We start from the raw sequence: 18,318 nt of genomic DNA, 5'->3' as shown, positions 1-18,318 counted from the left end.
TTTCGCCGGCTTCTGGTTGCATATAGAGGAACTCCGGAGGGCCGCGTCCGCCCTTGCACTTGAGCCTACAACGCAAGCTTGACCACTTTGCTCCGCCCCCTCTTCGCCCTGGCCGCGGCCCTCCTGCTGAGCGGCTGCCTCACGACCTACGACCGGCCGATGTACGCCGGCCGGGCCGAGGGCCTGGCGACGGTGGCGCGCAACCTCTCCGACGAAGGCCTGCGCCGCCTGACCGCCGACATGGACCCGGCCATGCTGGCCCTGGCGCGCCGGCACGATCCGGCGCCGCACACCGATTACTGGGGACGCCCCGCCGGCTGGGAGACCTTCGATCTCGCCGAGATACCGACCCTGGGCTTCGGCACCACGTTCGACCGCACCGCGCGCGAAATCAACGCCTTGCGGCCGTTCGCCGGCGCGCCGATCAATGCGATGTCGCCCTTCGTCCTGCGCGCCTCTTCCGGCGACCGGGCGCAGGCGCTGCGCTGCCTGACTCAGGCCATCTATTACGAGGCCGCCCGCGAGCCGCTGGAGGGCCAGCGGGCGGTGGCCCAGGTGGTGCTGAACCGCGTGCGTCACCCGGCCTATCCGGACTCCGTCTGCGGCGTGGTCTTTCAGGGCTCGGCGCGGCGCACGGGCTGTCAGTTCAGCTTCACCTGCGACGGTTCGCTGATGTGGGCGCCGGAGCCGGGGCTGTGGCGCAGGGCCGAAAACGTCGCGCGCGAGGCCCTCGACGGCTTCGTCGAAACGGGCGTCGGTCCCGCCACCCACTACCACGCCGACTATGTGGCGCCCTACTGGGCTCCGACCCTGGTCAAGCTGACCAAGGTGGGCGCGCACATCTTCTATCGCTGGACGGGGCCGATGGGCGAACCGCCGGCCTTCACGAGCCGTTATGCCGGCGGCGAACGGAACCTGACGCCCGTGGTGCTGGGCGGGACCGACGCCCGGACGCAGGGCCTGTTCGATCCGCAGGCCCAGGGCGTGCCCGCGGGGCGCTCGGTGACCTTGGCCGTCGCCGGCGAGGTGCGCACCTATGACGTGGCCGATCAGGCGCCGGGCGGGGCCTCGACCCGCGTGGCCGGCGTGCTGACGCCGACGCGACGGGCGCCGACCCCGGAGGAAGTCCGGCAGATCAACGAGAGCCTCGCCAAGGTCGAGGCGCGGCTCGACGAAGGTCTTCCCGCGCGCGCTGCGCCGGAGGACTAGAGGCGAGAGAAGGCGTCAGGATAGGCGAGCGTCAGAGGCTCATCCAGCGCGCCGGGCTCCAGCGCCTTGGCCATGTAGGCGGGCGAGCCGGCATAGGGGCTCTTCAGCTTGCCGGCGGCCTCCGCCGAGAATCCGAAGCGCGGATAGTAGTCCGGGTAACCGAGGACGATCACCGCGTGAACGCCGAACTCCTGGCAGAATTCCAGCCCGGCGCGCACCAGGCGGGAGCCCACGCCCTGACCCTGCCGGGCGGGAACGACGGCCACGGGCGCAAGCGCGACGAAGAGGCCCTCGCTGTCGGCCCACAGGCGGCTGAAGAGGATATGGCCGGCGATCTCGCCGGCCTCTTCGGCCACAAGCTCCAACACGACGTCGCCGTCGGTCCGCAGGGCTTCGACGAGATCAGCCTCCGCCGCGCCGTCGAAGGCGGACAGGTTCAGGTCGCGGACGTCGGCGTGGTCGGCCGGTGTCACAAGGCGGATCATGCAGGGCTCCATACCGCTATGCTGCAAAGCACTATTGTTCGTCATGGTCGGGCTTGACCCGACCATCCATGAGCACGGGGCCCGCCGCAGCGTGCATGGACCCTCGGGTCAAGCTCGAAGGTGATGCAGGCGATCCGATGAGTCCTGGATGGAGGTCCACCCATTCGGGGTTCTCCGCCTTGATCAGCGCGATCTCCAGTCCCGCCGCGCCGACATGCAGCGTTCCATGCCGTCGATCGGTCGTCATGCAGACGGCCGGACAGGAGCCCAACCTAGTCCCCCGACACCCACTCCACATCGGCGCCCAGGGCGTTCAGGTTCTCGACGAAATTCGGATGGGCGCGCTTGATCGGGGCGGCGTTGGTGATGGTCGAGACGCCCTCGATGCTGGCGGCCAGCATGAAGAGGGCGATGGCCACGCGGATGATGTAGGGGCTCTCCACCTGGGCGGGGAACAGCGGCTTGCCGCCATAGGTGATCACCCGGTGCGGATCGCACAGCACGGCGTGGCCGCCGAACTTGGCCAGCTCCGACGTCCAGCCCAGCGCCCCTTCATAGACCTTGTTCCAGAACATCACCGATCCCTCGGCGCGCACGCCGAGCGCGATGAAGATCGGCAGCAGGTCGGCCGGCACATAGGGCCAGGGCGCGGCCTCGACCTTCTGCAGGATGTGGCTGGTGAAGGGCTGGCGCACGCGCAGGGGCCCGTCCAGGCGCGCCCGCGACCAGCCGTCCTGGTGCGTCACCTCGACGCCGAACTTGGCGAAGGTGCGGTCGATGAGCGGGAAGACGTCGGCCGATCCGTTGCGCACCGCCACGTCGCCGCCGGTGATGGCGCCCATGGCCAGGAAGGTCGCCACCTCGTGGAAGTCGTCCTGGAAGGTGAAGGTGGTCGCGCCCAGCGTCTCCACGCCCTCGATGGTGAGGGTCGAGGCGCCGACGCCCTCCACCCTGGCGCCCATCTGAACGAGGAAGCGGCAGAACTCCTGCACATGCGGCTCGCAGGCGGCGTTGACCAGCTGCGAGGTTCCCTTGGCGACGGCCGCACAGATGGCGAAGTTCTCCGTCGTCGTGACCGAGGCGTAGTCGAGCCAGTGCCGCGTGGCGTGGAAGCCCTCGCTCGCGTCGATCAGGATGGCGGCCTCGCGCATCTCCACCCGGGCGCCGAAGGCCTCGAAGACCTCCAGGTGCGGGTCGATCTCGCGCGCGCCGAGGGTGCAGCCCTTGGCCTCGTCCTCCAGGCTCGCCTTGCCGAAGCGATGCAGCAGGGCGGGGATCAGCATCACGGACGAGCGCATGCCGAGCGGCAGGTGCGCACGGCTCGGGTCCAGGTTCTCGCCGTGATGCAGCCGCAGCGTCCCCGTGCCGAAATCCATGTCGACCTGGCTGCCCAGGGCGCGGAAGAAGTCGAGGATCTTCCGTACGTCGGTGATGTCGGGCACGCGGTGCAGCACCAGCGGCGCATCGCTGAGCAGGGTGGCGCAGAGCACCGGCAGGACGGCGTTCTTGTTGGCGGAGGGCGTGATCTCGCCCCGCAGGGGACGGCCCCCGCGCACGATCAGATTGGTCATGGGCCCTCGTGAAGCTGGAGGCGTCCGCCTACCACGTGCCGATCTTTTCGGCCTCGGCGTGGCTGATGGGGTGGTGGGCCTTGCGGTGGTCTTCTTCGGCCAGGAAGCGCACGGCCTCAAGGGCGGCCATGCAGCCCATGCCCGCGGCGGTCACCGCCTGGCGATAGACATGGTCGGTCACGTCGCCGGCGGCGTAGACGCCCTCGATCTCGGTGGAGGTCGTGCCCGGCTTCACATCCAGATAGCCGGCCGAATCCATGGAAAGCTGGCCCTTGAAGAGTTCGGAGGCCGGCGCGTGGCCGATGGCGATGAAGACGCCGGCGCAGTCGAGATCCCGCGTCTCGCCGGTGTTGACGTTCTTGAGCCGCACGCCGGTGACGCCCAGCGGGTCGGTCTCGCCCAGCACCTCGTCAATGGCGTGGTCCCAGATCACCTCGATCTTGGGATGGGCCAGCAGGCGCTCCTGCAGGATCTTCTCGGCGCGCAGTTCGTCGCGGCGGTGGACCAGCGTCACCTTGGAGGCGAAGCTCGTCAGGAAGAGGGCCTCCTCCACGGCGGTGTTGCCGCCGCCGACCACCACGACCTCCTTGTTGCGATAGAAGAAGCCGTCGCAGGTGGCGCAGGCCGAGACGCCGAAGCCCTTGAACTTCTCCTCGGTCTCCAGGCCCAGCCAGCGGGCCTGGGCGCCGGTGGCGATGATGAGGGTCTCCGCCAGCCAGACCTGTCCCGAATCGCACGTCAGCCGGAAGGGGCGCTTGGAGAGGTCGGCCTCGACCACGATGTCGTCGACCATCTCCGTGCCCACATGCTCGGCCTGGGCGCGCATCTGGTCCATGAGCCAGGGGCCCTGGATCACGTCGGCGAACCCCGGATAGTTCTCCACGTCCGTGGTGATGGTCAGCTGGCCGCCCGGCTGGATGCCGGCGATCAGGACGGGATTCAGCAGGGCGCGGGCGGCGTAGATGGCGGCCGTGTAGCCGGCCGGGCCGGAGCCGACGATGAGACAGCGGGTGGTGCGGGGTTCGGACATGGGGCTTATTTAGAGCAGATTCCGCTCCTTGGGAGGGGCGCACGGCGCCAGGACTTCTATTGGCGCGTTCAATCGGCATGGACGAGCCGAAACCTTCCGATCCCGCCACGCCCTCCGAACGCCCGCCCTCCGAACGCCCGCCATCCGACGGGCCGCTGACGCCGCCGGGCGTCGCGGGCCGGGCGAGCCTTCGGGCGACCGGCGGCTGGATCGCCGCCGGCGTCGCCCTGGGGGCGGCTCTGGGGGCCGTGTTCGGCAGCGTCGCCTTCGGCGTGGCCTTCGGCCTTGGCCTCGGGGCGGTCGTCGGCGTCGCCTGGGCGAGCCGCGGCGGCGGCCAGGGTTAACGACCTCTTTTCGCTCCAGGGCTAGGATCAGGCGAAACCGGAGCGACCCAGGTGACCCAGCCTCCTGAAATCGAGATCGCCGACCGCAAGATCGGTCCCGCCCATCCGCCCTATGTGATCTGCGAACTGTCGGGCAACCACAATGGCGACCTGGGCCGCGCGCTGGCGATGATCGACGCCGCGGCGGAGACGGGCTGCGACGCCATCAAGATCCAGACCTACACCGCCGACACCATCACCATGGACGTCGACCGGCCGGAGTTCAGAATCCAAGGCGGCCTGTGGGACGGACGCAGCCTCTACGAGCTCTACCAGGAAGCGCAGACGCCCTATGAGTGGCACCCGGCGCTGTTCGAACGGGCCCGCCAGCGGGGCGTGACTCTCTTCTCCAGCCCCTTCGATGAAACCGCGGTCGACCTGCTCGCGGGACTTGAGGCCCCGGCCTACAAGATCGCCTCCTTCGAGGCCGTCGACCTGCCGCTGATCCGCTACGCCGCGCGCCAGGGCAAGCCGCTGGTCATCTCCACCGGCATGGCGAACCTCGCCGAGATGGCCGCCGCCCGCAATGCGGCGCTCGAGGCGGGCGCGGCCGGGGTCGTCCTGCTGCACTGCGTTTCCAGCTATCCGGCCCCGATGGCCGACGCCAATGTCCGCACCGTGCCCGACATGGCGCAGCGTTTCGGCTGTCCCGTCGGCCTTTCGGACCATACTCCGGGCACGGCGGCGGCCGTGGCGGCCGTGGCCCTCGGGGCCTGCGTGATCGAGAAGCACTTCACGCTCGCCCGGGCCGACGGTGGGCCGGACGCCGCCTTTTCCCTGGAGCCGGATGAGTTCCGCGCGCTGGTGACCGACACCCGGGCCGCCTGGGAGGCGCTGGGGACGGCGCAGTACGACCTGCTGGGCTCGGAGCGGGCCAACGCCCAGTTCCGCCGCTCGCTCTATGTCGCCGCCGAGGTCAGGGCGGGGGAGACGATCGGGCGCGCCCATGTCCGCTCGATCCGGCCGGGGCTCGGCCTTGCGCCGGAGCATCTGGAGGCGGTGATCGGAATGACGGCGGCGCGCGACCTGGCGCGCGGCGAGCCGCTGGCCTGGGACATGCTGACCTCGCCGCAGCGGGCGGCGCAGGCCTAGGCTATCGCATAGCCCTTCTGGATCAGGCGTTCGCGGCTGGCCGCGCGCGCCTGAGCCCAGTCGTCCTTGAGCAGGCCCAGTCCGACGACGTCACGGGGCTCGCCGCCCTTCCAGACGTGGCGGCGGAAGAGGGCCTCGCGCCGGAAGCCGAAGGACTCGTGCAGCTTCCAGACGGCCTCGTTCTCGATCAGCACCTCGCACCAGAGCTTTTCGAGGCCGAGCACGCCGAAGACGTGTTCGATCATCCAGAACTCGACGAAGGCGCCCACCCCTTTGCCGCGGACGGCGGGCGAGGCGAGATAGTAGGCCCAGGCGCAGCGGCGATGCTCGCGGCTGATGTCGGCCAGATTGGCGAGGCCCACGGGCTCGCCGTCCAGTTCGATGATCCAGTAGCGCCGGGCGGGGTCGGCCAGGGCGGCGTCGAACCAGCGATCGTGTTCGGCGGGGCTGATCTCGTGGTCGGAATACATCCAGCGCGACACGTCGGGCAGGTTGCGCCAGTCGCGCAGCCGCGTCCGGTCGGCCTCGCCCACGTCGCGCAGGACGACGTGCGGCGCGCTCATCACGCCACCGCCGAGACGGGCCCCGCTCCGGCCAGAGCGGTCTGCATCTCGCCGGAAAGCGCGGCGAAGCGCGCGGCCGCGTCGGCCGACTCCCAGCCGGCGACAAGGAAGCCGCCGGTATGCCGCTGGGCAAGTTCGGCCTTCAGGCGGGCCAGGCCCCGGACAGCCTCGACCGTGGGGCAGGCGAAGCGGCTGCGCACATTGGCGAACAGGCAGGCGCCCAGTTCCGGCGGCCGTTCGGCGAAGGGGGAGAGGAGGCGCGTGGCCTCGCGCCGCAGTTCCGCGTCGTTCGCCTCGTCCACGCATTCGAGCGCGACGAGCGTCTCGCCCCGGCTCTCATAGACGCGGACCTGCGTGACCGGCCCTACCGCCGTGAAGTTTCGCACGGTCAGCGGCCGCGGCGCGGCGATGTCGGCGCGGAACACATAGCTCGCCACCCGCTCCGCCACGGCCGCCGGGCGGGGCAGGGCGGCCAGGTCGAACAGCGGCGTCGGGTCGGCGGCCCAGACGATGACCTCGTCCGGCTCGCGGTCCAGGGCGGCCTCGCGCGGGGAGACCAGGACGCCGAGCTCGATCTGCGCGCCCAGCCGGGCCAGCGCCCGGCCGCTGGCGGCGAACAGGCCGGAGAGACCCTCCCGCGGGATCGCGCCGCGAAGGGCGAAGCCGGGCGGCGGGCTTTCGCCCGGGCCGACCAGGCGGGTGCGGTCCAGCGCGAGCGCCGCCGCCGCGCTGGCGTGGACCTGATCGAGCCAGAGGGGCAGGCGCCACTGGCAGAAGCGGCGCAGCGGCTCGGCGGCTTCCCGCGGATAGGCTCTGAGATGGTCGCAGAGGGTCTCGCCGTCCGATCGGCCCATCGGGTTGCGGGCGGCGAGAACGGGGCCTTCGCCCCAGTCGGCCCGACGGCCGTCGGAGGTGGGGCTGACCGCCCCGAAATAGAGTTCAACCTCGTCGAAGGTGACGCCTTGCCATTCCAGGCTGCGACGGATCGGGTCGTGCGCCGAGCCGAAGGCGAACTCGCCCTCGCGCAGTTCCAGTCCCTGCATCGTGCGCGGCAGGCTCCAGCCGCCGAGGCGGTCCAGCGCGTCCTGCAGGCGGATCTGCGTGGCGCCCAGCCGATGGGCTTCGAAGGCGGCGAGGATGCCGGTCAGGCCCCCGCCGATGATGCGAACCTTGGTCATGCCGCGTCTCCCCGACCAGCACTTGAAGGGAGGAGGATCACGCAGAGGTTGAGAAGGTTCGGTTAAATTGCCTGCGTCAGACGGTCGCGGCCTGGGCCAGCAGCGGCCAGAAGGCCTCGGCGACGCGCGCCGTCCCCAGGCCGTCGCAGATCTCCGCGCTCTTTTCGGTCAGGCTGCGGCGCAGTTCGCGGTCGATGAAGAGGCGCGTGATCGCCCGGTCGAAGGCGGTGTCGAAGTCGGCCGCCTCGGCGTCGACCCACAGCAGGGCGCCGGCCTGGGCCAGGGCCTTGGCGGCCGGGCGCTGGTTCTCCGCCAGGGTGACGGCCACGCTGGGCAGGCCCAGCACGCACCGCTCCCAGATGGCCGAACCGGCAGCGCCCACGGCCAGGTCGGCGGCGGCCGTCAGCTCGGCCATGTCGGGGGTGTCGACGTGCAGGCGCAGGCGGCCGTCGTGGGCGGCGATGCGCGACAATCCCTTGCGGCTGGGCGCGCCGGCGCCGATCACCACGTCCAGTTCGGCGTCGCCGAAGCGTCGGCGCAGGCGTTCGACGACGCGCCCGGTGATCCCGCCGACGTCGGTCAGGCCCATGGAGACGAGGACGCGCCGGGGCTCGCCGCCGCGTCGCGCCAGGGCGCTGTCGCGCAGGGCGGCGAAGGCCGGACGCACCGGCGCATAGGCCGGGCCGAGCAGCAGCCGGGCCTTGGGCGCCAGATCAGCATAGTCGGCGGCCGTGCGATGCGGACCGGAATCCAGGACCAGATCCCCGCCCAGCGGCCGATCGGCGAGGTCGTCGAGGACCAGCGACGGGCGCCCGTCGGAGACCGCCTCGTGCGTCTCGCGCCCGAGACCGTAGTGGTCGAACACCACGGCCTCGAAGGCCAGAGCGCCCGTCGTGGCGACGATGCTGTCGGCGGACAGGTCCGCCACCGGCCGGCGGCCGATGTCCGGCGCGAAGGCGGCCAGGATCGCCTCGACCGCCGGATCGGCCAGGAAGAGGCACTCGGCGCCGCGCTCGGTCAGGGCCGCGGCCAGCGTCAGGCTGCGCATGACGTGGCCGCCGCCCACCGCCGGTCCGGCGTTGGCGATGAAGAGGATGCGGGACATCACAGGCGTCGGTCTCCGCCGAAGGTCTGCAGGTCGGGCCGGCCGCGCAGGAAGACGCGTACGTCCTCCGAAGTGAAGTTCGGATCGACCGGATAGAGCGCCTCGAACACCTCCCGGACGAAGGCGTAGTCGTCCGGCGTGTCGACGGTCCAGCGCACCTCGCCCTCGTCCACCGGCGGATCCAGGCGCGCCAGGCGGTAGGCGTCGGGCGCGTTGCGTATGCCCCAGGTCACGTGCTCACGCTCCTCGCGCGTCGTGGCCGTCCGGGCGGCGCGGCGCAGCGCCTCGGCGCGGACCACTTCCACGTCCTGACCCTTGGGAAAACCCACCGGGTCGTAGCGGTTGTTGGTGTAGTCGGCGCCGGTCTCCAGGTGGCGGGCGATGGTGGCGTCGATCACCTCCGGATCGCTCAAGGGGCAGTCGCCGGTCAGCCGGACCACGTGGTCGGCGGGGTCGGTGTCCAGCACCCCGACGAAGCGGGCGAGCACATTGTCCAGGTCGCCGCGGCGCACGGCCACGCCGGCGCGGGTCATCTCCGCCTCCAGCAGGTCGTCGCTGGGATCGGTGCTCGTGGCGACGACGAGGGCGTCGAGCCGGCGGGCGCGCCGGACCCGTTCCACCTGGCGCAGCAGCATGGGGGCGCCGGCGAGCGGCGACAGCACCTTGCCCGGCAGCCGCGACGAGCTGAGGCGGGCCTGAAGTATGGCGAGAATCAATCGGTCCTCCTGGCGCCACGATAGGCTCTTTTGCGGCGGCAATGGGTCGGTCCCTTCGCCCCCGGAACCCGCCGGGCCGGGCGGCCGTTCGGATGAGGAAGTCGGGACAGAAGAACGAGGCTCAGATGTCGACCCGCCTGATGGTGGCCGCCCTTGTCTATCCCATGGTCCAGGCCGTGATGTTCGGCGCCGGGCTGATAATCGCCCTGTGGCTGCGGCCGGACGTCTCCGCCCAGCTCACCATCCCCATCGTGGTGCTTTCGACTGCCATCGCCTCGGTCCCCGCAGCCTGGGTGATCGCGCCACGCATGATGGCGCGCTACCGCCGCGTCGGCATCAAGGCGCGGTCCTAGCCGACGCCGGAGCGGGCGTCGAAGCGGCGCAGCACCTCACGCGCGGCGCGGCCGGTTTCGTCGAGGGGCTGATAGGTCCAGTCCTCGAACCGCCCGGCGAACGGCCTTGCGGCGCCCAGTTCGCGCAGCTCGTCGTGATAGAGCCGGAACTTGAGGCTCTCCCCCTCCATCTTCAGCACGAAGACGGGCTTGCCGGTCGAGGCGGCCTCGGTGGTCATATTGGTCGATTCCTCGGTGACGAGGACGTAGTCCGCCGCCGCCAGGAAGGCGAAGTACGGGTTGTCGCCCTCGCCGTCCCAGACCATCCCCGGCAGGTGGCGCAGGCGCGAGGCGAGGATCGCCTTCGCGGCCTCCGGCGTCCGGCGCGAGAAGGTCACCAGCACCGATCCGCCGGCCGCGGCGACGGCGGTCTCGATCTCCCGCGCCATTTCCGCCGCCCGTTCCGGCGACAGGTTGAAGGCCTTCGACTTGCCGCCGATCAGAACCGCCACCCGCGGCCGGGGCAGGGGCGCGAGCTGGTCTTCGAAGCGCGCATAGTCGGCCGCCAGCCGCTCGGCCGTCACCCGGTGGGGCGAGCCGAGGATGGGCAGGACGTTCTCGCCCTTCATCCGGTCGTGGCGCGGGGGGATGACCAGGTCGAAGGGGCCCGTCGGCATGCGCGGGTCCTGCAGTTGCACCACCATGGTGCGGCCGCGCGTCCAGCGGCGCATGCGCATGGAGAGCGGCAGGGTGGCGCGGCCGACGGCGATCCAGATGTCGGGCCAGGGCGGCGCGATGTCCGAGCCGGGCGCCAGGGTCTGGCGCGGCAGGGGATGCAGCCACCAGGGCAGGCGTCCAAGCGCGCCCTTCCAGCCGATCCGCTTCACGGACAGGTCGATGGGCCGCTCACGGCCCATGGCCTCGGCCAGGCCCAGTCCCTGGTTCTCGATGCCCGCCCGGCCGTCCGAGACGACCCAGACGCTGGGCGGCGCGCCGCGGTCCTTGGTCACGTGAGTCCCCATCGCGGCGCCGGAAGGCGCCGCCTGGGCAGGCTGTGACAGATCATTGCGGCTGCGACGTGGCGCGGCTCAGATCCACTCGACCTTGACGACCTCGTAGGAGCGCACGCCACCGGGCGTGTTCACCTCGACCACGTCGCCCACTTCCTTGCCGATGATGGCGCGGGCGATGGGCGAGGAGATGGAGATGCGTCCGCCCTTCACGTCGGCCTCGTGCTCGCCGACGATCTGGTAGCGAGCCTCTTCCTCGGTGTCTTCGTCCACCAGGGAGACGGTGGCGCCGAACTTCACCTGGGTGCCGGACAGTTTGGAGACGTCGATGACCTGGGCGCGGGCGAGCTTGTCCTCGATCTCGGCGATCTGGCCTTCGATCCAGCCCTGCCGCTCCTTGGCGGCATGGTACTCCGCGTTCTCCGACAGGTCGCCGTGCTCGCGCGCTTCGGCGATGGCGGCGATCACGGATGGCCGCTCCACGGTCTTCAAACGCTTCAGTTCATCGTCGAGAGCCTGATAGCCCCCGGCGGTCATCGGGACTTTTTCCATGGCGGGTGATGACTCGGTAGTGCGCCCTAAGGGAGGTCTCCGGCCGCGGGCGCTGTCGTCCGGGGGCTGAAACGATATGAGTGTGCGCTGCGAAACGCAAGTCTGGCCCGGCTCCGCAGCCCGCCACAACGCCGCGGCGCGGCAGGCGTTCCAGAATCTCTGGGCGGATCAGTGGCTTTCGCTGACGATGCAGCCGCGCAGTTCCGCCTCGTCCGGCGCCTCGTAGGCCTTCTCCGTGAAGTGGAACATCTCGGGCGTGACCAGCATGCGCGACCCTTGCCCATCCCCTTGGCCCAACACGCGTTCGCGACGGACCTCCGGAGGCGCGTCGACGAAGTGCCACTGGATGGGGATCTCCACAGCCTGGGCGATCTCCGCCACGCGGGCGCGGTCGCTGCGGCGCATGAGGCCGAGGTCGAGCACCACCGAGGTCCCGGCCGCGATCACGCCGGCTGCGGTCGACCAGATCTGCGCCTCGCAGCGGTCGACGCGCTCCATCATCCAGTCGAACTCCAGGGGTTCGGGCATGTCGGGCCCGAAGAGCCGGCCCATCCAGTCGTCGATGGCGAAGGCCACCGCCGGCAGGCGGCGGGCCAGATCCCGGGCATAGGTCGATTTGCCGGCCCCCTGGGGCCCGAAGATCACGTGCAGCGTGGCGGTCATGGCGCCCGCTTAGCGGACGGAGAAGCCGCCGTCGATGACCAGTTCGGCGCCGGTCACATAGCGGGACTCTGCGCTCGCCAGCCACAGCACGCCGTCGGCGATATCGGCGGGCAGGCCCTTCATGCCCAGGGGCACCGTCATGCCGGCCATGGCGTCCAGGGTCGCGCTGCGCTCCGGCGCGGCGTTGGCGCCGGGCCCGCCCGTGCCGATGATGGTGTCCCAGATCGGCGTTTCGATGATGCCGGGGTGGACGGAGTTCACCCGCACCTTGTCCTGCGCCTGGGCGCATTCCAGCGCCACGGCCTTGGTGAAGAGGCGCACCGCGCCCTTGCTGGCGCAGTAGCCGGCCAGCGAGGCGGCCCCCTTCAGCCCGGCGACCGACGACATGTTGATGATGCTGCCGCCGTCGCCGCTCTTCCGCATCAGGGGCAGGCCGTGCTTCACGCCGAGGAAGACGCCTTCGACGTTCACCGCCATCTGCCTGCGGAAATCGGCCAGGCTCATCTCCAGGACCGAGCCGCCCAGACCGATGCCGGCGTTGTTGACCAGGATGTCCAGCCGGCCGAACCGGTCGGCGGTCGCCGCGACGACCTTCGCCCAGGCGTCCTCGTCGGTCACGTCGTGGCGCAGGTAGAGGCCCTCCGGCAGGGCGCCGGCGACGGCCTCGCCCTTCTCATCCTGCACGTCGGTGACGACGACCTTGGCCCCTTCGGCCGCCAGCCGTTCGGCGCAGGCGCGGCCGATGCCGCTCGCCCCGCCCGTCACCAGGGCGACCTTGCCCTCCACCCGTCCCGGCATGATGTCCTCCCGTCCTGCGTCTGAACTGCGCTTGCGGACCGGCCTAGCTTAGGCTTGAGGGGGAGGGAAGTCGGGAAAGGCCGGAGGGGGAACGGGATGAGCCAGCCGCCAGAGGCGCGATCGTCCGCGGGCGTCACGATCCGCGCCTGTTCGCCGTCCGACGCCGAGGCCCTGGCCCTCGTCGGCCGCGCCACCTTCCTGGAATCCTATGCCGAGGTCCTGCCGGGCGCGGACATCCTGGCCCACTGCGCCGCTCAGCATGCGCCCGAACTCTACGCCTCATGGCTGGCGCGGGAAGACCATGGCCTGTGGATCGCCGAGGCGGCGGGCGGCGCCCCGGTCGGCTATGTCACGCTCAACCCGCCGGACCTGCCGGTGGAGACCGGACCGGGCGACGTGGAGATCAAGCGCATCTACCTGCTCAGCCGCTACCACGGCGCAGGGCTTGGCGCAGAACTGCTGACCGCCGCGCGGTCTGACGCGGCGGCCCGCGGGTTCGAGCGGATCCTCCTGGGCGTCTTTTCGAAGAACGCCCAGGCGATCGGCTTCTACCGGAGGCAGGGCTTCGCCCAGGTCGGCGTCCGCCAGTTCCAGGTCGGCGCAAATCTCTACGACGACCTGGTCCTGGCGCGGCCGGTCTGAGCGCCGCCGCGGGCGCCTCCGGATAGGCCGGTCGAAGCCCTACTGCATCCAGGTCGGGCTGCCGCCGGCGGTCAGCAGGCCGAACAGCATCGCCCCGCCGAGCAGGACGATCAGCGCCACCACCATGAGGTCGGTCGCGCCCTCGAAACGGCGCAGCAGATGCTTGTGGGGACGGGCGGCGTGGTGTTCGTGGCCTTCGTCGACGTGCATGGACGTACTCCCTGACAGTCTTGTGGGTTGCGGGCCCCAGCTCTTGTGGCTGGGTCCGCCGCCGGACTGCGGAAGGCGTCACGGGAAGACGCCGCGTGCGGGCGGTTACGATGGTGGGCCGCCCGTAAGCGCCCGTGCGCCCGACGAAGCCAGGCGACTCCGGGAAGCCTGCGCCCGGTCGGGGGGCGCGTCAAACATTATCCGAACACCGTTTTGTCAAAACGACCAAAAATCGGTCATTTTTGAGCGCGATGTACAAAAGTATTAGGGCTGGGCGCGGGCGTAGCTCTGCAGGGGCCGCACGTCGAGCGTGTCCTCCGCCGTGGCGACGATCGCCTGGGCGGCGGCCAGGGCGCCGGCGGCGGTGGTGAAATATGGCGTCTTCATCATCAGGGCCGTGCGCCGGATCTCGAAGGAGTCCGAGAGCGACTGCTTGCCCTCCGTGGTGTTGAAGACGAGCTGCACTTCGCCGTTCTTCATGGCGTCGACGATGTGCGGCCGCCCCTCCAGCACCTTCTTGACCGACTGCACCTCCAGCCCCTGACCGCGCAGGTAGTCGCAGGTGCCGCTGGTGGCCAGCACGCGGAAGCCCCGCTCCAGCAGCAGGCGCACGGGCTCGACGATCCAGGGCTTGTCGCTCTCCTTGACAGAGACGAAGACGCAGCCCGATTTCGGCAGGACGGTGCCGCCGCCCAGCTGGCTCTTGGCGAAGGCGCGCGCGAACGCCGCCTGCGGGTCGGGCTCGCCGGGGCGGCGCCAGTCCAGGCCCATCACCTCGCCGGTCGAGCGCATCTCCGGGCCCAGCACCGTGTCGACCCCGGCGAAGCGGGCGAAGGGGAAGACGGCTTCCTTCACCGCCACGTGGTCGTAGGGCGCCTCGGCCAGATCGAATTCGGCCAGCTTGCGTCCAGCCATCACCTTCGCGGCGATGGAGGCCAGCGGCCGGCCGATGGTCTTGGCCACGAAGGGCACGGTGCGGCTGGCGCGCGGATTGACCTCCAGCACATAGATGCGCGGGGCGGCGCTCTGCGGCTCCTCGATGGCGAACTGCACGTTCATCAGGCCGCGCACGTCCAGCGCCCGGGCCATGGCCTCGGTCTGGCGCTTCAGCTCCTCGATGGTTTCGGGCTTGAGCGAGAAAGGCGGCAGGGAGCAGGCGCTGTCGCCCGAGTGCACCCCGGCCTCCTCGATATGCTCCATGACCCCGGCCACGAACACCGACTCGCCGTCGCACAGGGCGTCGATGTCCACCTCGGTCGCGCGCGACAGGTACTGGTCGATCAGCACGGGGCTGTCGCCGGAGACCTGCACGGCGTCGCGGACGTAGCGGGCCAGCTGCTCGTCGTCGCGGACGATCTCCATGGCGCGGCCGCCCAGCACGTAGGACGGGCGGATGACCACTGGATAGCCGACCTCATGGGCGGCCTTGAAGGCCTCCTCGTCGGAGCGGGCGATGGCGTTGACCGGCTGGGCGATGTCCAGCTTGTGCAGCAGCTGCTGGAAGCGTTCGCGGTCTTCGGCCAGGTCGATCGCGTCGGGGCTGGTGCCCAGGATCGGGATGCCCGCATCCTCCAGCGGCTTGGCGAGCTTCAGCGGCGTCTGGCCGCCGAACTGGACGATGACGCCCAGCAGGGTCCCGCGCGAACGCTCGACCTCGATCAGCTCCAGCACGTCCTCGGCCGTCAGGGGCTCGAAGTAGAGCCGGTCGGAGGTGTCGTAGTCGGTGGAGACGGTCTCGGGGTTGCAGTTGACCATGATCGACTCCACCCCGATGTCGGCCAGGGCGAAGGCGGCGTGGCAGCAGCAGTAGTCGAACTCGATCCCCTGGCCGATGCGGTTGGGGCCGCCGCCCAGGATGATGGCCTTGCGGGCCTCGGACGGCTCGCTCTCGCACTCGGGGACCTGGCCCAGGGCGCCCGTCTCGTAGGTCGAGTACATGTACGGCGTCTCGGCGCGGAACTCGCCGGCGCAGGTGTCGATGCGCTTGAAGACCGGCCGCACGGCGAGCGCCCGGCGCTGCTCGCGCACCTCGGCCTCGGTGGTGTGGCTCAGCTTGGCCAGGCGCGCGTCGGAGAAGCCGTGCGCCTTGAGCGTCCGGAAGGCCTCGGCGGTGGTCGGCAGGCCCGACTGCGCCACCTGGGCCTCCATGCGGACGAGGGTCTCGATCTGGCGCAGGAACCAGGGCTCGTAGGAACAGGCCGCCTGGACCTCCTCCACCGTCAGCCCGTGGCGGAAGGCCTGGGCGATGACCCGCAGGCGGTCCGGCGTCGGCTGGCCGAGCGCGCGGATGATGGCCGCATGGCCCATCTCCGGATCCTCGGCGTTCTCGATGGCCACCTCGTCGAGGCCGGTGAGGCCGGTCTCCAGCCCGCGCAGGGCCTTCTGCAGGCTTTCGGCGAAGGTGCGGCCGATGGCCATGACCTCGCCGACGCTCTTCATGGAGGTGGAGAGCAGGGGCTCCGAACCCGGATACTTCTCGAAGGCGAAGCGCGGGATCTTGGTGACCACATAGTCGATGCTGGGCTCGAACGAGGCCGGGGTCGCCCCGGTGATGTCGTTCATCAGCTCGTCCAGGGTGTAGCCGACGGCCAGGCGGGCGGCGACCTTGGCGATGGGGAAGCCGGTGGCCTTCGAGGCCAGCGCCGAGGATCGCGACACCCGCGGGTTCATCTCGATGACGACCATCCGGCCGTCGGCCGGATTGACCGCGAACTGCACGTTCGAGCCGCCGGTCTCCACCCCGATCTCGCGCAGGACGGCGATCGAGGCCGCCCGCATGCGCTGGTATTCCTTGTCGGTCAGGGTGAGCGCCGGGGCGACGGTGATGGAGTCGCCGGTGTGGACGCCCATGGGGTCCACGTTCTCGATGGAGCAGACGATGATGCAGTTGTCCGCCTTGTCGCGGACGACCTCCATCTCATACTCCTTCCAGCCCAGGACGCTTTCCTCGATCAGCACCTCGGTGGTGGGCGACAGGTCGAGCCCGCGCTCCACGATCTCCCGGAACTCCTCCACATTGTAGGCGATGCCGCCGCCGGTGCCGGCCAGGGTGAAGGAGGGGCGGATGATGGCGGGCAGGCCGACGAACTCCAGGCCCTCCATCGCCTCGTCCATGGTGTGGGCGGCCTTGGAGCGGGGGCTCTCGAGGCCCAGCGCGTCCATGGCGTCGCGGAACTTCTGCCGGTCCTCGGCCTTGTCGATCACCTCGGCCCGGGCGCCGATCATCTCGACCCCGTACTTCTCCAGGACGCCCATGCGCTCCAGGGCCAGGGCGGTGTTCAGCGCCGTCTGGCCGCCCATGGTGGGCAGGAGGGCGTCGGGACGTTCCTTGGCGATGATCTTCTCGACCATCTCCGGCGTGATCGGCTCGACATAGGTGGCGTCGGCCACGTCCGGGTCGGTCATGATCGTGGCCGGGTTCGAATTGACCAGGACGATCCGGTAGCCCTCGGCGCGCAGCGCCTTGCAGGCCTGGACGCCGGAATAGTCGAACTCGCAGGCCTGGCCGATGACGATCGGGCCGGCGCCGATGATGAGGATGGAGGAGATGTCGGTGCGTTTCGGCATGTTTCTTCCGCGCGCAAGGACGGTCGCGCACAGTCGCGCGCCCGACACCAGTCAGAATGCAGGTTAAGGCGCCCGTTTAGTGGGGGAGTCGGGGGCGCGCAAGCGCCTCCTGCGCCGCAGCGGTTAACGGGCGCCTGGAAACGCAAGAGGCCGGCGCTTTCGCGCCGGCCTCCGAAAACCTCTGACAGTCCAGCCCGAAAGCTTAGACCTGAAGGTTCGAAGCGGCCATCTTGCCGCTGCGGCGATCACGCTCCAGGTCGTAGGTGATCTTGTCGCCCTCATTGAGGGTGCGCAGGCCGGCGCGTTCCACGGCCGAGATGTGCACGAAGACGTCGGCGCCGCCGTCATCGGGTTTGATGAAGCCGTAGCCCTTTTGGCCGTTGAACCACTTAACAGTGCCGGTAGACATGGGGGGTAGAGTCCTTGGATAGGTCGGCCGCCCGCAGGAAGTCGTGCGGGGGATCAAGATCGGGCTGAGCTGCGGGAGAGCGTGTCCGGGCCGGATGGTGGCTGGAGAAGTCGACCGTGCCCTTACGAAATTGACCCTCGAAGATTGGCCGAAATCCATGGGCGCCGCAAGTTGAATCGCGCGCGGCTTCTCCCCGCCGCCGAAGGCGGGCGACCCATTTTGGGGCGGCGGCGCCCCACGGCGGGGAGCCCCCGCGGTTCGCTTTCCAGACGAACTCCGCTCGCCAGTTTGCGTTGGCGAAACTGGCCCGCCGCGTGCTACGGCGGATGTGGGAGGATCATTATGAGAAAATTAACTCTTGCCGCCTTCGCGCTTTCGGCTGCGATTCCCGGCCTCGCCTTCGCCGGCGTCGCCCAGGCGGCGGCCACCCTCCCGACGCCGCCCAGCACGGCCGTCCCGGCCATGGGCCTGGCCCTGCCGCAGGACGACGAGCCCGCCCAGGGCGAAAAGGTCCGCATGACCGTCGTCCGCGCCACCCTGGCCCCGGGCGAGAGCTTGCCCGACAACGCCCGCACCGCCCTGCGCTACATCTACGTCCAGTCCGGCCGTCTGCAGGTGTCGAACCTGGTCACCGGCGCCGAACAGGAAGTGGTCGCCGGCGAGTTCGCCGTCGAATCCGCCGGCCAGTGGCACACGGGCAGGGCCATGGGCTCCGAACCGGCCGAGGTTCTCCTGATCGAACAGGCGCCTGCGGGCCTCTGAGCCGCCGGACCGGCCGGCGCGCCCCTTCGCCGCTCGGTCCT

Annotated in this window: 20 protein-coding genes; 6 read left to right on the top strand and 14 right to left on the bottom strand. The window is 70.3% G+C overall.

Annotated elements, in window-relative coordinates; translation table 11 throughout:
- Positions 1 to 78 precede the first annotated feature (78 nt).
- Entirely contained in the window at positions 79 to 1,209 is a 1,131-nt protein-coding gene (locus tag H2041_RS00270; protein WP_293408205.1) for a cell wall hydrolase, read from the top strand.
- Here H2041_RS00270 and H2041_RS00265 read toward each other — a convergent pair.
- The 3 genes from H2041_RS00265 to trxB all read right to left on the bottom strand — a co-directional run bounded on the left by H2041_RS00265 (position 1,206) and on the right by trxB (position 4,304).
- The gene (locus H2041_RS00265) at positions 1,206 to 1,694 is read right to left on the bottom strand and encodes a GNAT family N-acetyltransferase (RefSeq protein ID WP_293408204.1); all 489 of its coding nucleotides are present in this window, start codon (positions 1,692 to 1,694) and stop codon (positions 1,206 to 1,208) included. The genes H2041_RS00270 and H2041_RS00265 overlap by 4 nt on opposite strands.
- Before the next feature lie 272 nt (positions 1,695 to 1,966).
- Complete coding sequence (locus H2041_RS00260; protein ID WP_293408203.1) at positions 1,967 to 3,265, bottom strand: UDP-N-acetylglucosamine 1-carboxyvinyltransferase; 1,299 nt, start codon at positions 3,263 to 3,265, stop codon at positions 1,967 to 1,969.
- 28 nt (positions 3,266 to 3,293) lie between these two features.
- Positions 3,294 to 4,304 (bottom strand): thioredoxin-disulfide reductase, encoded by a 1,011-nt coding sequence (gene trxB, locus H2041_RS00255; protein ID WP_293408774.1) that lies wholly within the window; start codon positions 4,302 to 4,304, stop codon positions 3,294 to 3,296.
- A 50-nt stretch (positions 4,305 to 4,354) separates the two neighbouring features.
- On the opposite strand from trxB, the gene H2041_RS00250 reads away from it, so the two are divergent.
- On the top strand, positions 4,355 to 4,639 hold the full coding sequence (locus H2041_RS00250; protein ID WP_293408202.1) for a hypothetical protein: 285 nt from the start codon (positions 4,355 to 4,357) through the stop codon (positions 4,637 to 4,639).
- 51 nt (positions 4,640 to 4,690) lie between these two features.
- Positions 4,691 to 5,770 carry a pseudaminic acid synthase gene (gene pseI, locus H2041_RS00245; RefSeq protein ID WP_293408201.1) on the top strand — a complete coding sequence of 360 codons (1,080 nt, stop codon included), beginning with the start codon at positions 4,691 to 4,693 and terminating at the stop codon, positions 5,768 to 5,770.
- Here the strand turns inward: pseI and pseH are convergent.
- From pseH to H2041_RS00225, 4 genes are all read right to left on the bottom strand, one after another.
- On the bottom strand, positions 5,767 to 6,333 hold the full coding sequence (pseH, locus tag H2041_RS00240; protein ID WP_293408199.1) for a UDP-4-amino-4,6-dideoxy-N-acetyl-beta-L-altrosamine N-acetyltransferase: 567 nt from the start codon (positions 6,331 to 6,333) through the stop codon (positions 5,767 to 5,769). The two genes, pseI and pseH, sit on opposite strands and share 4 nt — an antisense overlap.
- The gene (locus tag H2041_RS00235; RefSeq protein WP_293408197.1) at positions 6,333 to 7,511 is read right to left on the bottom strand and encodes an NAD(P)-binding protein; all 1,179 of its coding nucleotides are present in this window, start codon (positions 7,509 to 7,511) and stop codon (positions 6,333 to 6,335) included. Before H2041_RS00235 ends, pseH begins: the two co-directional genes overlap by 1 nt.
- 76 nt (positions 7,512 to 7,587) lie before the next feature.
- Complete coding sequence (pseG, locus tag H2041_RS00230) at positions 7,588 to 8,616, bottom strand: UDP-2,4-diacetamido-2,4,6-trideoxy-beta-L-altropyranose hydrolase (RefSeq protein WP_293408195.1); 1,029 nt, start codon at positions 8,614 to 8,616, stop codon at positions 7,588 to 7,590.
- The gene (locus tag H2041_RS00225) at positions 8,616 to 9,332 is read right to left on the bottom strand and encodes an NTP transferase domain-containing protein (RefSeq protein ID WP_293408193.1); all 717 of its coding nucleotides are present in this window, start codon (positions 9,330 to 9,332) and stop codon (positions 8,616 to 8,618) included. Before H2041_RS00225 ends, pseG begins: the two co-directional genes overlap by 1 nt.
- Before the next feature lie 125 nt (positions 9,333 to 9,457).
- On the opposite strand from H2041_RS00225, the gene H2041_RS00220 reads away from it, so the two are divergent.
- A complete protein-coding gene (locus H2041_RS00220; protein WP_293408191.1) occupies positions 9,458 to 9,685 on the top strand; it encodes a hypothetical protein in 228 nt (75 codons plus the stop codon).
- On the opposite strand, the gene H2041_RS00215 is transcribed toward H2041_RS00220, so the two are convergent.
- The 4 genes from H2041_RS00215 to H2041_RS00200 form a co-directional block, all read right to left on the bottom strand.
- Positions 9,682 to 10,674: a mitochondrial fission ELM1 family protein gene (locus H2041_RS00215; RefSeq protein WP_293408188.1), complete on the bottom strand. Its 993-nt coding sequence runs from the start codon at positions 10,672 to 10,674 to the stop codon at positions 9,682 to 9,684. The genes H2041_RS00220 and H2041_RS00215 overlap by 4 nt on opposite strands.
- 78 nt (positions 10,675 to 10,752) lie before the next feature.
- The gene (gene greA, locus H2041_RS00210) at positions 10,753 to 11,226 is read right to left on the bottom strand and encodes a transcription elongation factor GreA (RefSeq protein WP_293408186.1); all 474 of its coding nucleotides are present in this window, start codon (positions 11,224 to 11,226) and stop codon (positions 10,753 to 10,755) included.
- Positions 11,227 to 11,394: 168 nt separating this feature from the next.
- The gene (locus H2041_RS00205; RefSeq protein WP_293408184.1) at positions 11,395 to 11,889 is read right to left on the bottom strand and encodes an ATP-binding protein; all 495 of its coding nucleotides are present in this window, start codon (positions 11,887 to 11,889) and stop codon (positions 11,395 to 11,397) included.
- 9 nt (positions 11,890 to 11,898) lie between these two features.
- Positions 11,899 to 12,687, bottom strand: a complete 789-nt coding sequence (locus H2041_RS00200; RefSeq protein WP_293408182.1) for a glucose 1-dehydrogenase — start codon at positions 12,685 to 12,687, stop codon at positions 11,899 to 11,901.
- 96 nt (positions 12,688 to 12,783) lie between these two features.
- Between H2041_RS00200 and H2041_RS00195 the strand changes: the two genes are divergently transcribed.
- On the top strand, positions 12,784 to 13,329 hold the full coding sequence (locus H2041_RS00195) for a GNAT family N-acetyltransferase (RefSeq protein WP_293408180.1): 546 nt from the start codon (positions 12,784 to 12,786) through the stop codon (positions 13,327 to 13,329).
- Between the two features lie 39 nt (positions 13,330 to 13,368).
- On the opposite strand, the gene H2041_RS00190 is transcribed toward H2041_RS00195, so the two are convergent.
- The 3 genes from H2041_RS00190 to H2041_RS00180 all read right to left on the bottom strand — a co-directional run bounded on the left by H2041_RS00190 (position 13,369) and on the right by H2041_RS00180 (position 17,515).
- On the bottom strand, positions 13,369 to 13,539 hold the full coding sequence (locus H2041_RS00190) for a hypothetical protein (RefSeq protein ID WP_293408178.1): 171 nt from the start codon (positions 13,537 to 13,539) through the stop codon (positions 13,369 to 13,371).
- Positions 13,540 to 13,803: 264 nt separating this feature from the next.
- Complete coding sequence (gene carB / locus H2041_RS00185; RefSeq protein ID WP_293408176.1) at positions 13,804 to 17,106, bottom strand: carbamoyl-phosphate synthase large subunit; 3,303 nt, start codon at positions 17,104 to 17,106, stop codon at positions 13,804 to 13,806.
- A 202-nt stretch (positions 17,107 to 17,308) separates the two neighbouring features.
- On the bottom strand, positions 17,309 to 17,515 hold the full coding sequence (locus H2041_RS00180) for a cold-shock protein (RefSeq protein WP_293408173.1): 207 nt from the start codon (positions 17,513 to 17,515) through the stop codon (positions 17,309 to 17,311).
- Positions 17,516 to 17,857: 342 nt separating this feature from the next.
- On the opposite strand from H2041_RS00180, the gene H2041_RS00175 reads away from it, so the two are divergent.
- Entirely contained in the window at positions 17,858 to 18,277 is a 420-nt protein-coding gene (locus tag H2041_RS00175; RefSeq protein WP_293408171.1) for a cupin domain-containing protein, read from the top strand.
- Positions 18,278 to 18,318 lie beyond the last annotated feature (41 nt).

The organism is Phenylobacterium sp., assembly GCF_013911965.1.
In the GTDB taxonomy this organism is placed as follows: Bacteria; Pseudomonadota; Alphaproteobacteria; order Caulobacterales; family Caulobacteraceae; genus Phenylobacterium.
Note: the sequence above shows the minus strand (reverse complement) of the source record. Positions and strands in the feature narration are given on the sequence as shown.

Excerpts from the sequence above, each read along its gene's own strand:
- H2041_RS00265 (WP_293408204.1), bottom strand. The coding sequence starts at position 1,694 with ATGATCCGCCTTGTGACACCGGCCGACCACGCCGACGTCCGCGACCTG.
- H2041_RS00260 (WP_293408203.1), bottom strand. The coding sequence starts at position 3,265 with ATGACCAATCTGATCGTGCGCGGGGGCCGTCCCCTGCGGGGCGAGATC.
- pseH (WP_293408199.1), bottom strand. The coding sequence starts at position 6,333 with ATGAGCGCGCCGCACGTCGTCCTGCGCGACGTGGGCGAGGCCGACCGG.
- H2041_RS00235 (WP_293408197.1), bottom strand. The coding sequence starts at position 7,511 with ATGACCAAGGTTCGCATCATCGGCGGGGGCCTGACCGGCATCCTCGCC.
- pseG (WP_293408195.1), bottom strand. The coding sequence starts at position 8,616 with ATGTCCCGCATCCTCTTCATCGCCAACGCCGGACCGGCGGTGGGCGGC.
- H2041_RS00220 (WP_293408191.1), top strand. The coding sequence starts at position 9,458 with ATGTCGACCCGCCTGATGGTGGCCGCCCTTGTCTATCCCATGGTCCAG.
- greA (WP_293408186.1), bottom strand. The coding sequence starts at position 11,226 with ATGGAAAAAGTCCCGATGACCGCCGGGGGCTATCAGGCTCTCGACGAT.
- H2041_RS00205 (WP_293408184.1), bottom strand. The coding sequence starts at position 11,889 with ATGACCGCCACGCTGCACGTGATCTTCGGGCCCCAGGGGGCCGGCAAA.
- H2041_RS00200 (WP_293408182.1), bottom strand. The coding sequence starts at position 12,687 with ATGCCGGGACGGGTGGAGGGCAAGGTCGCCCTGGTGACGGGCGGGGCG.
- H2041_RS00195 (WP_293408180.1), top strand. The coding sequence starts at position 12,784 with ATGAGCCAGCCGCCAGAGGCGCGATCGTCCGCGGGCGTCACGATCCGC.
- H2041_RS00190 (WP_293408178.1), bottom strand. The coding sequence starts at position 13,539 with ATGCACGTCGACGAAGGCCACGAACACCACGCCGCCCGTCCCCACAAG.
- carB (WP_293408176.1), bottom strand. The coding sequence starts at position 17,106 with ATGCCGAAACGCACCGACATCTCCTCCATCCTCATCATCGGCGCCGGC.
- H2041_RS00180 (WP_293408173.1), bottom strand. The coding sequence starts at position 17,515 with ATGTCTACCGGCACTGTTAAGTGGTTCAACGGCCAAAAGGGCTACGGC.
- H2041_RS00175 (WP_293408171.1), top strand. The coding sequence starts at position 17,858 with ATGAGAAAATTAACTCTTGCCGCCTTCGCGCTTTCGGCTGCGATTCCC.